This is a genomic window from Streptomyces sp. WAC03905 (assembly GCF_057371075.1).
Genome location: NZ_JBXYDZ010000003.1, coordinates 3,060,616 through 3,072,937, shown reverse-complemented (window position 1 = coordinate 3,072,937; position 12,322 = coordinate 3,060,616). Strand labels below are relative to the sequence as shown.

Below are 12,322 nucleotides of genomic sequence, written 5' to 3'. Positions count from 1 at the left end.
GGGGGAGTCACGGCACCTTCGCCGTGGGCCGCCGTGCGCCGCCGTGCGCCGCCGCGGTCCTCAGACGAGGACCGCGGCCAGCGTGCCGAGCGTGCCGAAGACGGTCAGCAGGCCGCAGATGGTGAGGTTCACGGTGCGGTGCTCCCAGAAGACCGCGACGAACTCGCGGATCGTGGCGCTCGGCCAGTAGTACTTGGCGGTGGGCGAGCCCAGCACCTGCCCGTTGACGCCGGTCTTGCGCGCCAGCATCGCGGCCCGGAAGGCGTGGAAGTTGTTGGTGACGACCACGCACCGGTACGCCGGGTCGTGCGCCTCCATGATCTCCCGGCTGAAGCGCATGTTCTCCTCGGTCGTGGTGGACCGGTCCTCCAGCACGATGTGCTCGGCCGGCACGCCCTCCGCGATCAGCCAGTCCGCCATCGCCCGGGCCTCCGCGACCTTCTCGTCCGTGCCCTTGCCGCCGGAGACGAGCAGCACCGGCGGCCGGCTGCCGCGGGCCAGCTGGCGTTCGTAGATCTGCTGCCCCTTGCGCAGGCGCGAGGCCAGCAGCGGCGGCACGCGGTCCCCGCCGACCAGCCCCGAGCCTAGCATGACCACGTGGTCGATGTCGCCGCGCACCTTGATCCGGCCGTAGAGGAAGGCGTAGCCGAGGAAGCAGAAGAAGACGAAGGAGACGTAGCCGGCGACGACGGTGAGGGTTCCGGCGATGCCGCCGAGGAGGGGGGAGCCGACCACGGCGACGAGGACCAGCAGCGCGATCAGCGCGAAGATCGCGAGGCCGGCGAGCATGGACAGCAGGTTGGCCGGGCGGAAGCCCTCCTTGCGGACCATGGTCATGCCGTTGCGCACGAGCAGGACGCCGAGCGCCAGGACGCCGAACGCGGGTGAGGCGAAGGTGAGGACGACGACCGTGACGGCCGCCCAGGTGGGCAGCTTGCCCACCTGGAGGAAGAGGGCCGAGAAGGCGGTGAGGAAGGTCAGACCCAGGAGAACGGCGTTGCTGAAGCGGCGCCGGTCCTGCCGGACGCTTATGCAGAACGCGAGGAACAGCAGGGCGGCGAGGGCGAAGGCGACCATGGCGCCATCGTAGGTGGCGGACCGCACGGAGATCGCCGCCGGTTCACCGGCGGCCGGCGTCGGTCCTGCGCACCGAACGGCCGGCGAGCACCTGGGTCCTGCGCCCGTCCCGCATCACGAACCGGCCGTCGATCAGGACGTGCGGGAGGCCGGTGGGCGGCGTGCGCGGCCGCTCGTACGTGGACCCGGCCGCGACCGTGTCCGGGTCGAAGAGCACGAGGTCGGCCCGGTGTCCGACGCGGACCAGGCCGCGGTCGGCCAGCCGCAGCCGCGCGGCGGGGCGGCCGGACAGGTGCGCGACGCACTCCTCCAGGGAGAGCAGACCCAGTTCGCGGACGTAGTGCCCCAGGTAGTGCGGGAAGGTGCCGTACGCCCGCGGGTGCGGCTTCGCGCCCTGGAGGATGCCGTCGGAGCCGCCGGTGTGGGCGCGGTGGCGCATGATCGTCCGGACGTTCTCCTCGTGCCCGACGTGCTGGAGGACCGTCGGCGCCAGCCGGTCGCCGATCAGGAGCCGGCGGGCGGTGTCCCAGCCGTCCAGGCGGGTGCCGACGTGAGCGGCGTAGGCGGGGTCGGCGACGCCCGAGACCTCGACGGTCGGCCAGTCGACGGGGACTCCGTGGCAGCCGTCGGCGCCCTCCTCCTCCAGTACGTGCCGGATCCGCGCGGCCTGCTCGTCGTCGCGCAGCCGGGCGAGGACCGCCTCGGGGCCGCCGGCGTTCGCCCAGCCGGGCAGCAGCGCCACGAGGGTGGTGCAGCCGGGGGTGTACGGATAGCTGTCGAGGGTGATGTCGGCGCCCGCGTCCAGGGCCGCGTCGAGGAGGGCGAGGAGTGCGCCCGCCCGGCCCTCGTTCTCGCCGAAGTTCATGGTGGCGTGCGCGAGGTGCAGGGCGCAGCCCGCCTCCCGGGTCAGGTCCACCATCTCGGCGTAGGCGGCCAGCGCGCCGCGGCCGTAACTGCGGTGGTGGGGGCAGTAGTAGCCGCCGTACCGGGCGACGACCCGGCACAGTTCGGTCAGTTCGGATCCGGAGGCGTACATGCCGGGGGTGTAGGTGAGCCCGGAGGACATGCCGACGGCGCCCTGGGTGAGGCCGTCGGCGACGAGAGTACGCATCCGGTCCAGTTCGGCCGGGGTGGCAGGGCGGTCGTCCCAGCCGACGACGTGGGCGCGGACCGTGCCCTGGGGGACGAGGTAGGCGGCGTTGACGGCGATGCCCTCGCCGCCGAAACCGCGGTCCAGCCGGTCGAGGTACTCGCCGACGGTGCGCCAGTCGAAGTCGACGTCGTCGCCGGGGCCGTTCCAGCCGGTGATGGCGGCCCGGACGGCGTCGAGCGTCCGGTCGTCGACGGGGGCGTACGACAGGCCGTCCTGGCCGAGGACTTCGAGGGTGACGCCCTGGGCGGCCTTCGCGCTGTGGTCCGGGTCGCGGAGCAGGGCGAGATCGCTGTGGGCGTGCATGTCGACGAAGCCGGGGGCCAGGACGAGACCGTGCGCGTCGACGGTCTCGCGGCCCCCGGACAGTCTGCCGACGGCGGCGATCCGGCCCTCGTGGACCGCGACGTCCGCGGTGTACGAGGGTCCGCCCGTGCCGTCGACGACACGGGCGCCCCGCAGGACCAGGTCCACGGTCCGGGCCCCCGGCCTAGAAGAAGGTGCGGACGTAGTCGGTGACGGTGCCGTCGGCCGCCACGACCGGGATCAGCGGCCACTTCTCGAAGATCGTGCAGGGGTGGGACATGCCGAGGGCCACCCAGTCGCCGACCTGGACGTCGTCGGCCGAGCCGGTCTCCAGCCAGGCGTGCTGGTCGGACAGCTTCACGACGCGGATGCCCGTCGCGGGCCGCTCCTCGCCGGTGAGGGGGTCGCGGACCAGTTCGGCCTCGGGCAGGCCCAGGTCGTAGGCGATGTCGCGCTTGCCCGCGTTGACGAAGGCCTGGGTGGGGGAGGGGCGGGAGACGACCTGGGTCCACAGGCGGAACGCCGGGCGCAGGCCGCCCTCCTCGGGGTGGCGGTTGAAGGGGGTCAGGCGGGTGTACCAGCCGTGGTCGTGGGAGACGTACGCGCCGGAGCGGAGCAGCTTCAGGACGGGCCGGGAGAGCTCCGGGAGCTCGGCGAAGACGTCGGCGACGGCGTCGAACCAGGCGGAGCCGCCGGCGCTGACGACGATCTCGTCGAGGTCGGCCGCGAACCGGCCCGCCTTGTCGAACTCGACGGCGAGGGCGGTCATCCGGCGCAGGTACGCGTGCACGCGGGCCGGGTCGGCCTCGGGCACCTCGGCCTCGTAGCCGCCCACGCCGACCAGGCGCAGGGTGGTGGTGGCGGCGACGGCGTCGGCGACGGCGCGGCAGTCCTCGTCGGTGCGGGCACCGGTCCGGGCGCCGTCGCCGGCGCCGAGTTCGACGACGACGTCGATACGGGCGGGCGCGCCCTGCAGGGCCCGGTCCATGAGCCGGACCCCGCGTACGGAGTCGACGTAGCAGACGAAGCGGAAGGCGGGGTCGGCGGCGAGTTCGCCGGCCACCCAGCGCAGCGCGGCCGCGTCGACGAGCTCGTTGGCGAGGAAGATCCGCCGGATGCCGAAGGCGCGGTAGACGCGGGCCTGGTGGGGGACGGCGGCGGTGATCCCCCACGCGCCGTGGTCGAGCTGGCGGCGGAAGAGCTGCGGGGACATGCAGGTCTTGCCGTGCGGGGCGAAGGCGAGGCCGTGGCGGGCGGCGTAGGTGCCGAGGGCCGCGAGGTTGTGCTCCAGCGCGTCCGCGTCGAGGGTCAGGACGGGGGTGGTGAAGCCACCGGTGTGCAGGTCGCGGCGCTGCGCGGCGAGCTGTCCGACGGTCAGGCCGTCCGACTGGGCGTCCGGGGGCAGTCCCTTGAACCGGTGGTCGACCGGCTCTGCGGCGAGGTCCTGGACGGGGTCGCTGGCGCTGGCCATGCGGATGCCTCCCGGGTGTGTTGCGTTGGCTGCAACGGTCGTTGCGTGTTCCGCTGCATGCTGTCTAACATCCCGGGTGACGGTGGGTCAACGCCGCCCGCTGCGGCGCCGCCGCGGGCGGGCCCGACGGTCCGGCGGAGCCGCGATCGGGCGGCGACGGTCACGAGGGGACGGCGGATGAGCCAGTCGGTGGAGCGGGCACTGGGCATCCTGCCCCTGCTCGCGAAGGGGCCCGCCGGACTCGGCGACGTCGCCGACGCGCTGGGCGTGCACAAGAGCACCGCGCTGCGCCTGCTGCGCACCCTGAACGAGCGCGGTTTCGTCTACCGCCGGCCCGACGGCCGCTACCGGCTCGGCGCGCAGCTCTTCGCGCTCGCCGCCGAGGCCATCGAGAACCTCGACGTCCGCGAGGTCGCCCGTCCCCACCTGGTCGAGCTGAACCACGCCACCGGGCACACCGTGCACCTCGCCCTGCACCAGGACGACGAGGTCGTCTACGTCGACAAGGTCGACAGCCGCTACCCGGTGCGCATGTACTCCCGCATCGGCAGGCCCGTGCCCCTCACCGTCGCCGCCGTCGCGAAGCTGCTCCTCGCCGACCTCCCCGAGGCCGAACGCCGGGCTCTGGCCCACCGCATCGACTACCCCCGCTACACCGCCCGCTCCACCCCGGACGCCGAGGCCTTCCTGCGCGAACTGGACCTGGTACGGGAGCAGGGCTGGGCCACCGACCTCGGCGGCCACGAGGAGTCGATCAACTGCCTGGGGGCACCCGTGCGCGGTCCCGACGGGCGGGTCGTCGCCGCGCTGTCCGTCTCCGCGCCCGGCGTGGTCGTCCCGGCCGAGGGGCTGCTCGAACTGCTGCCGCAGGTACTGCGCACCGCCGGTGCCATCAGTCAGGACTATTCAGGAGTACAGGAGACAGCGTGACCGAGAAGACCGCCATCACCCCCGCCACCCACACCGTCCCGCCCGCGAGGTTCTCGCACGGGGTGCGCAAGGGCAACATCCTGCAGGTGGCCGGGCAGGTCGGGTTCCTGCCGCACGTGGAGGGCCGGCCGCCGACGCCGGCCGGACCGACGTTGCGCGAGCAGACCCTGCAGACGCTGGAGAACGTCCGCTCCGTGCTGGAGGCGGGCGGCGCGGACTGGGACGACGTGATGATGATCCGCGTCTACCTCACCGACACGGCGCACTTCGCCGAGATGAACGAGCTCTACGACGCCTACTTCGAGGAGCAGGGGCTGAAGGAGGCCCCGGCCGCCCGCACCACGGTGTACGTGGGCCTGCCGGCCGGGCTCCTGGTCGAGGTCGACGCCCTCGCCGTCCTGGGCTGAGCCGGCCGCGCGCGAAGCGCCCCGCCGCCGGGAGGGGGCGCCCCCCTGGCGGCGGGGCGCCCCCGGTCCGGGTGCCCGCGGGTCCCGCTATGAGCAGTACTGGGCTTCCTTGCCGATCGAGCGGTACATGCAGTCGGCGTTCTCCAGGAGCTGGAGCACCGCGTCCTTGTTGCGGGCGGTCTCGCGGTCGATCACCTCGTCCGGCGGGTAGAAGCCGCCGCCTCCGCTCTCCGGGTACATCTCGAAGGTGTAGGAGAAGATCTTCTGGTTGCCCCACAGCCAGTCGTCGATCGTCCCGTCCGTGATGTACAGGTCGCTCGACTGCTCCGGCGTGTAGCCGTTGCTGGCCGCCATGCTGGTGCCGATCTTCTTGTAGACGGCGAGGTCGTCGGCGGTCAGGCCCGGCGCGGTGTCGTTGTAGGTGTAGCCGAAGGGCCACAGCACGAGTTCGCTGTAGGTGTGGAAGTCGATGGCGGCCTTGATCTGCTGCTTGCCGCCGACCACCCGGCTGCGCACGAAGTCCGAGACGACCTTCACCTCGGGCGCCGACTCGGCGGCCGCGCCCCGGTAGGTCTCGGAGCTCTTGCTGCTGCTGGAGCCGCCGCAGCAGCCCCACTTGTAGTTCCAGTTCCGGTTCTCGTCGGTGCCGACGTAGGAGGATCCGGAGTTCGGCTGCCGGTTCTTGCGCCAGGAGCGGTAGGAGCCGGTGGCGATGTCGTACTCGCCGCCGTCCGGGTTGAGGTCCGGGACGATCCAGATCTCACGGCCGTTGACGGCGTTCGTGACGCGCGAGTCGGTGCCGTACTTGGAGGTGAACTCCTTGAGCAGGTACAGCGCCATCTCGACGGTCAGGTGCTCGCGCGCGTGCTGGTGGGCGGTGAAGAGCACCTCGGGCTCGGACTCGTCCGTCGCGACGTTGTCGCTGATCTTGATGGCGAGGAGGTCCCGGCCCTGGTACGACGTGCCGATCACCCGCTTGGAGGCGATCGCCGGGTACTGCGCGACGAGCTGGTTGATCTCGGCCGTCGCCTCCGCGTAGTTGTGGTACTTGGAGTCCGCCGAGGGGAAGTCCATCGGGCTCGCGGCGATGCCGGGCAGCGAGCGGTCCGGGGGTCCGGGAAGGGCGGTCAGCTGGTAGCCGAGCTCCTTCAGCTTCCGGGCCTGCATGGTGTCGGCGCTGACCACCACGGTGTGGTCGTCCACCTCGTCGATCGCGACGCCCGTACGGAGCAGGGCGGTCCGGTCGGCGACGGTGGAGGGTCCGTGGATCCGGTACTGGACGATGGCCTCGTCCTGGGTGGCGGTGGACGGGCTGGGCGGTGGCGCCGCCGTCGCGCTCATGCCGTAGGCGGGTGCGCCCAGCGCGATCGCCAGCAGGGCGGCCGTCAGGCCGGCCCTCCGGCGTTTGTGGAGCCGCATGCGTTCTCCTGGGTGGGGAGTGTGGGGGTAGCCGTGCGGACGCGCTCAGCGTCCTCTCGTGGCATGTCCCGGTCAAGGACCTCAGGTGTCGGCCGAACCGATCCGGCCACCCCCACACGTACCGCCTACGGGAGCCCGTGGACCTTGGGACCCACCGAGTTCGACCAAGCACTACCCGCCTTGGCGTCCCAGTTGGTGGACCAGGTCATCGCGCCGCGCAGTCCCGGGTAGGTCTTCGACGGCTTGAAGGACCCGCAGTTCGTGCCGCGGGCCAGGCAGTCCAGGGCGTTGTTGACGACGGTCGGGGAGACGTAGCCGCTGCCCGCACCGCTGGGGGAGGCCGGGACGCCGATGCCCACCTGGGAGGCGTCGAGCCCGCCCTCCAGCTGGATGCAGGCCAGCGCGGTGAGGAAGTCCACCGAGCCCTGGGAGTAGACCTTGCCGTCGCAGCCGTTCATCGAGCCGCTGTTGTAGTACTGCATGTTGACGACGGTGAGGATGTCCTTGATGTTCAGCGCCGTCTTGAAGTAGCCGCCCTGCGTGGACTGCATGTCGATCGTCTGCGGGGCCATGGTGATGACCAGCGAGGGGCCCGCCTTCGCGGACAGGGAGCGCAGGGCCTGCGTCATGTAGGTGGGGTTGAGGCCGTTCTCCAGGTCGATGTCGATGCCGGTGAAGCCGTACTCCTGCATCAGGGCGTACGCCGAGTTCGCCAGGTTGGCCGCGGACGCGGAGTCGTTGACCGTGATGGTCCCCTTCTCGCCGCCGATGGAGAGGATGACCGACTTGCCGGCCGCCTTCTTCGCGGCGATGTCCGCCTTGAACTGGGCGACCGTGTAACCGCCGAGGCCGGCCGAGTCGAGGTTGAAGGTGATGGCGCCGGGCGTGGTGGTGGCGTCGGCGAAGGAGACGGCGATGATGTCGTACTGCGCCGAGACGTCGGAGATCTTCTGGACGGTCGCGCCGTTGTTGAAGTTCTGCCAGTAGCCGGTCAGGGCGTGCTTGGGGACGGCCGGGTTGCCCGGGTTGCCGCCGCCGGTCGTGGTCCCGGTGACGGGCGCGGACTTCGGGCCCTCGCCCGCCGCGTTGTACGCGCTCACCTGGAAGGAGTACGAGGTGGCGGGCGCGAGGCCGCCGATCGGGGCGGAGGTCCCGGACACGGTCTGGACGCGGGCGCCGTCCTGGTACACGTGGTAGCCGCTCGCGCCGCTGACGGCGTTCCACGAAAGGGTGAGGCCGTTCGCGCTCTGGCCGGAAACAGCGGCTCCCGCCGGTGCGCCCGGGATGCCGGGGCCGGGGTCGGTGCCCCCGCCGCCGTCCGGGCCGAAGACGCTGAACTCGTCCACGGTGTAGGCCGGCTGGCCGTACCAGCCGTGCGTGTAGACGGTGACCTGGGTGGTGGAGGGGCCGGTGGTGAAGGTGGTGGACAGCTTCTGCCAGCCGCCGCCCGAGCCGGGGGTCCAGGTGGAGACGTCCTGCGTGCCGGTTCCGGTCGCGCCGAGGTAGACGTAGCTGCCCTGCACCTGCGTGCTCAGGGTGTACGTCGAGTTCGGCTTGACCGTGACGGTCTGGCTGCAGCGGGCGTTGTCGGAACCGGCCGGAGTGGCCTTCAGGGCCCCGGCCCCGGCGTACACGGGCGAGGACACGGCGGCGCCGCTCCCGCCGGAACAGGACCAGTTGGCCAGACCCGACTCGAAGCCGCCGTTGCGGACGACGTTGACGTCCGCCGCCTGTGCGGCACCGGCGGCCAGGGCCGTCAGCGCCCCGGCGGCGACGGTCACGGCGAGCGGCAGGGAGAGGGAGCGTATGCGGTTCACGTGGGCTCCGTGGGGGGAGGTGGGGTGGTGAGGGGAGAGCCGGACCGTGTGGGGGGTGGCCGACTCACGGCGTGCGCTGCCAAGTTGGTCCAGACCAATCCTCGTGTCAAGAGTCTTCGCAAAGTGGCTTGAAAAGGCTGATTGCGTGATCCCTGTTGTCCGGGTTTCCCGTCACCTGTGACCGCTGCCTTACGCACGGGAATCACCAAGCCCCTGACCTGCCAGGGGTGACGCGGTTATGGTGCTGGTGCAAGGGGGGATGGGTGACGGGCCGTCCGCGGTCGCGCACTGCTGCGCGCACGCGACACGGCCGCGACGCGTCCCGTCGAGCGCGCGAAAGTCCGGGCGTACGGGAGAACGTGGGGGAACGGGGGAATTCGCGTGCCGACCGCCATCGCTGTCACCAGCACCGACCTGGTACTGCCGGCCCCTGACCGGCACACACCCGGGGCCGCCCTGCTGCACCCGCCCGAACAGCACGACCTGGAGTCGGCGCTCGCCGGCACCGGCGCCCTGCTGGAACGCCACGGCCACGTCGTGGCCCTCGTACCGCCGTGGCTGCCGAAGACCACCGTCCAGCGGCTGCACACCGTCCGGGCCATCCTGGAAACCGACCGGATCGCGCTGCTCGACATCGATCTGCCGCCGCTGGGCACGGCCCTGCTGGCCCGTCAGCTGCGCCAGCTCAGCGTCTGCGACTTCAGCCCCGGAATCATCGCCTCCGCGGCCCGGCTGCTGTCGCACTACATCTACGCGGGCGCCCTGCTCGGCTCGGTCGCCAAACTCGACCGGGTCCGCGTGCCCGTCGGACTGGGCGCCCACGCCCGGTCCTGGTCGCCGGGCGCGCAGTTCGCCGTACTGGCCCACCCGACGCCGCACCTGGCCAAGCTGGGATCCGCCGGGGGCGGGCGGAGCGGGCGCGGCGGGGCGCACGGCTCCCACGCCCCGCGCCCCGGGTCGGGCGGCTCGGCGGCGGGCGCCCTGCCCGCCGGGCCCGACTTCGCCACCCACCTCACCTTCGCGCGCGGCCAGCTCGCCTCCGAGTGGGTCGCCGCCGAACTCGCCCCCGCCTGGCAGGTGCAGGGCGTCCTGGAGAACCCGCTGCCGGCCGCCTCGCCCGCCTGGTGGGGCACCCCCAAGCTCGTCGAGTTCGCCGCCGGCATCCCGGACCTGTCCGTGCTCTACCAGCTCGTCGCCTCGGTCCGCCGCGAACAGTGCCGCTGGTGCGGCCTGGAACTCATCGGCGACCGCTGCGGCTTCTGCGCCGCGCCGCTCACCGCCCCACCACCGTCCCAGGTGGTGCCGGCGAGCACCGGCCGCTCCAGACCCTGACCGACGACCGAACGTACGGATGAAGAAAGAACGGCGAGGTAGTACGGCCTATGAACTCACGCCAGCGCCGCGGCGTCATTCTGCTGCTCCTGTCGGTCCTGTGCGCCCTGGGGGCCTTCGCCGGAGTCCTCGTGGTGATCGGCGACGTCAACTCCAAGGTCGGCTCCGAGGTCGTCGCCTACCGCGCCAAGGCCGACATAGCCCCGTACAGCCCGCTGGCGGCCGGACAGTTCGAGGAGGTCAGGATCCCCGAGCGATGGCTGTCCGGCACGGCCGTCACCGACCTCGGCGCGCTCAGGGACAAGATCGCCCTCACCACGCTGAAGAAGGGCTCGCTGCTCCAGACGGACATGTTCGTCGACCGGCCGCAGCTCCAGCCCGGCGAGCAGGAGATCGCCATCATGATCGACGCGGCGACCGGCGTGGCCGGGAAGATCACCTCCGGCGCCAAGGTCAACATCATCGCCACCTTCAAGGGCGCCAAGGACACCGAACCCTCCCGCTCGGTGATCATCGTCGCCAACGCCCGGGTCCTCAACGTCGGCAAGCTCACCGCCCTGGAGAAGGACAGCGACCGCAAGGGCCCCTCCGAGGCCGTGCCGATCACCTTCGCCCTCGGCACCAAGGACACCCAGCGCGTCGCGTACGCCGAGTCCTTCGCCGAGCACGTGCGCCTCGCGCTGGTCGCCCCCGGCACCGACTCCGCGCCCGCCGCCGGCGACCGTACGTACACCCTCGACGGGGACAAGTGAGGCCCGGATGACCACCCGAATCCTCCCCGCGGTCGCCGACCCCGACGCCGCCCGCATCTTCTCCACCCTGCTCAGCCAGCTCCCGTCGGCGGAGCCGGCCCCTCCCGTCGCCGACTCCACCACCCTGCTGGACACCCTCGCCCGGCTCGCCCTCGACTCCCTCGACGACCTGCCCGAGGTGGTCCTCGTCCACGAGCGGATCGGCCCGGTCCCCGCCCTGGAACTCATCCGGGAAGTCGCCCTGCGCTTCCCGGCGGTCGGCGTCGTCCTTGTCTCCTCCGACGCCGGCCCCGCGCTCTTCTCCGCCGCCATGGACTCCGGCGCCCGCGGCCTCGTCGGCCTGCCGCTGTCCTACGAGGAACTCGCCGCCCGCGTCCAGGCCGCCGCCCAGTGGGCCGTCGGCGTCCGCCGCCACCTGGGCGGGGGCGCCGCCGACGCCTTCACCGGGCCGGGCGGACGGGTGGTCACGGTCACCGGAGCCAAGGGCGGTGTCGGCACCACCTTCACCGCCGTCCAGTTCGCGCTCGCCGCGGCCGCCTCGGGTCGGCGTACCGCACTGGTCGACATGGACCTCCAGGCCGGCGACGTCGGCTCCTACCTGGACGTGCAGTTCCGGCGCTCCATCGCCGACCTCGCCGGCATCCAGGACATCTCGCCGCGGGTCCTCCAGGACGCGGTCTACGAGGACCGCACCGGGCTGGCGCTGCTGCTGGCCCCCGCCGACGGCGAACGCGGCGAGGAGGTCGACGACCGGGCCGCCCGCCACATCGTCGGCGCCCTGCGCGGCCGCTACGAACTCGTCGTCGTCGACTGCGGGACCCAGGTGACCGGCGCCAACGCCGCCGCGGTGGAAATGGCGGACGTCGCCGTCCTGGTCACCACCCCCGACGTGATCGCGGTACGCGCCGCCAAGCGCATGGTCCGGCTGTGGGAACGGCTCCAGGTCCGCAAGGCCGAGGACACTTCCGTGGTCGTCAACCGCTGGAGCAAGCACACCGAGATCCAGCCCGCCCTCATCGAGAAGATCACCAAGACCCGCGCCACCCGCACCCCCGTCCCGGCCGCTTTCAAGGAACTCCAGGCCGTGGTGGACGCGGGCCGCGTCCAGGACCTCGACAACCGCTCGACGGTCAAACAGGCGCTGTGGACCCTGGCCGGCGAACTCGGCCTCCTGGCCGCCGCCCCCGACACCCCGACGCCCACCGGCCCCCCCGGCGGCGCCCTGACCCTGCGCGCCGCGGGCACGGTCTCCCGCCTGCGCCGCGGCCGGGAGGGCTGACGGATGCCCGCCCGGAGAGGGACCGGCGGCCCGCGGGGCGACCGGGGCCAGGTGGCGATCGAGTTCGTCGGCACGGTCCCGCTGATCCTGCTCCTGGTGGCGGCGGTCTGGGAGTGCGTCCTGATCGGCTACGCCTTCTCCCTGGCGGGCAACGCGGCGGACGAGGCGGCGAGGGCGGGCGCGGTGCACGGGCCCGCGGCCTGCCAGGCGGCCGCGGAGGAACACATCGGGTCCGCCTGGAGCCCCAAGGCGGTCTGCCGGCAGTCCGGCGACATCATGCGGGCCAGGGTCACCCTCGGCGTCCCGGTCTTCTTCCCCGGCCTCGACTTCGGCGAGATCGACGGCACCGGCGGCGCGGCACTGGAGAAGGAGGCGGAGTGAC

General features: G+C 72.4%; 11 protein-coding genes. 6 read left to right on the top strand and 5 right to left on the bottom strand.

The annotated features are described in order from the left end of the window. Nucleotides 1-60: 60 nt before the first annotated feature. Genes AC2RP6_RS16155 through AC2RP6_RS16145 form a run of 3 tightly spaced genes read right to left on the bottom strand, consistent with a single transcriptional unit; the run spans nucleotide 61 to nucleotide 4,004 of the window. A complete protein-coding gene (locus tag AC2RP6_RS16155; protein WP_486446846.1) occupies nucleotides 61-1,077 on the bottom strand; it encodes a YdcF family protein in 1,017 nt (338 codons plus the stop codon). Nucleotides 1,078-1,120: 43 nt separating this feature from the next. Continuing rightward, the gene (locus AC2RP6_RS16150) at nucleotides 1,121-2,701 is read right to left on the bottom strand and encodes an N-acyl-D-amino-acid deacylase family protein (RefSeq protein ID WP_486446845.1); all 1,581 of its coding nucleotides are present in this window, start codon (nucleotides 2,699-2,701) and stop codon (nucleotides 1,121-1,123) included. Between the two features lie 16 nt (nucleotides 2,702-2,717). Next, the gene (locus tag AC2RP6_RS16145) at nucleotides 2,718-4,004 is read right to left on the bottom strand and encodes an amino acid deaminase (protein WP_486446844.1); all 1,287 of its coding nucleotides are present in this window, start codon (nucleotides 4,002-4,004) and stop codon (nucleotides 2,718-2,720) included. A 177-nt stretch (nucleotides 4,005-4,181) separates the two neighbouring features. On the opposite strand from AC2RP6_RS16145, the gene AC2RP6_RS16140 reads away from it, so the two are divergent. Then, nucleotides 4,182-4,934, top strand: a complete 753-nt coding sequence (locus tag AC2RP6_RS16140; RefSeq protein ID WP_486446843.1) for an IclR family transcriptional regulator — start codon at nucleotides 4,182-4,184, stop codon at nucleotides 4,932-4,934. Next, nucleotides 4,931-5,341, top strand: a complete 411-nt coding sequence (locus tag AC2RP6_RS16135; RefSeq protein ID WP_486446842.1) for a RidA family protein — start codon at nucleotides 4,931-4,933, stop codon at nucleotides 5,339-5,341. Before AC2RP6_RS16140 ends, AC2RP6_RS16135 begins: the two co-directional genes overlap by 4 nt. A gap of 87 nt (nucleotides 5,342-5,428) precedes the next feature. On the opposite strand, the gene AC2RP6_RS16130 is transcribed toward AC2RP6_RS16135, so the two are convergent. Both AC2RP6_RS16130 and AC2RP6_RS16125 read right to left on the bottom strand, forming a co-directional pair. Further along, on the bottom strand, nucleotides 5,429-6,760 hold the full coding sequence (locus AC2RP6_RS16130) for a M14 family metallopeptidase (RefSeq protein WP_486446841.1): 1,332 nt from the start codon (nucleotides 6,758-6,760) through the stop codon (nucleotides 5,429-5,431). 125 nt (nucleotides 6,761-6,885) lie between these two features. Then, a complete protein-coding gene (locus AC2RP6_RS16125) occupies nucleotides 6,886-8,577 on the bottom strand; it encodes a chitinase (RefSeq protein ID WP_486446840.1) in 1,692 nt (563 codons plus the stop codon). Between the two features lie 381 nt (nucleotides 8,578-8,958). Here AC2RP6_RS16125 and AC2RP6_RS16120 point away from each other — a divergent pair, with 381 nt between their 5' ends. Genes AC2RP6_RS16120 through AC2RP6_RS16105 form a run of 4 tightly spaced genes read left to right on the top strand, consistent with a single transcriptional unit; the run spans nucleotide 8,959 to nucleotide 12,321 of the window. Further along, nucleotides 8,959-9,909, top strand: a complete 951-nt coding sequence (locus AC2RP6_RS16120) for a hypothetical protein (protein ID WP_486446839.1) — start codon at nucleotides 8,959-8,961, stop codon at nucleotides 9,907-9,909. A gap of 50 nt (nucleotides 9,910-9,959) precedes the next feature. Beyond that, nucleotides 9,960-10,661 carry a Flp pilus assembly protein CpaB gene (gene cpaB / locus AC2RP6_RS16115; RefSeq protein WP_486446838.1) on the top strand — a complete coding sequence of 234 codons (702 nt, stop codon included), beginning with the start codon at nucleotides 9,960-9,962 and terminating at the stop codon, nucleotides 10,659-10,661. Between the two features lie 7 nt (nucleotides 10,662-10,668). Then, nucleotides 10,669-11,940 (top strand): CpaE/TadZ family protein, encoded by a 1,272-nt coding sequence (locus tag AC2RP6_RS16110; RefSeq protein WP_486446837.1) that lies wholly within the window; start codon nucleotides 10,669-10,671, stop codon nucleotides 11,938-11,940. Nucleotides 11,941-11,943: 3 nt separating this feature from the next. After that, complete coding sequence (locus AC2RP6_RS16105) at nucleotides 11,944-12,321, top strand: TadE/TadG family type IV pilus assembly protein (RefSeq protein ID WP_486446836.1); 378 nt, start codon at nucleotides 11,944-11,946, stop codon at nucleotides 12,319-12,321. Nucleotide 12,322: the final 1 nt, after the last annotated feature.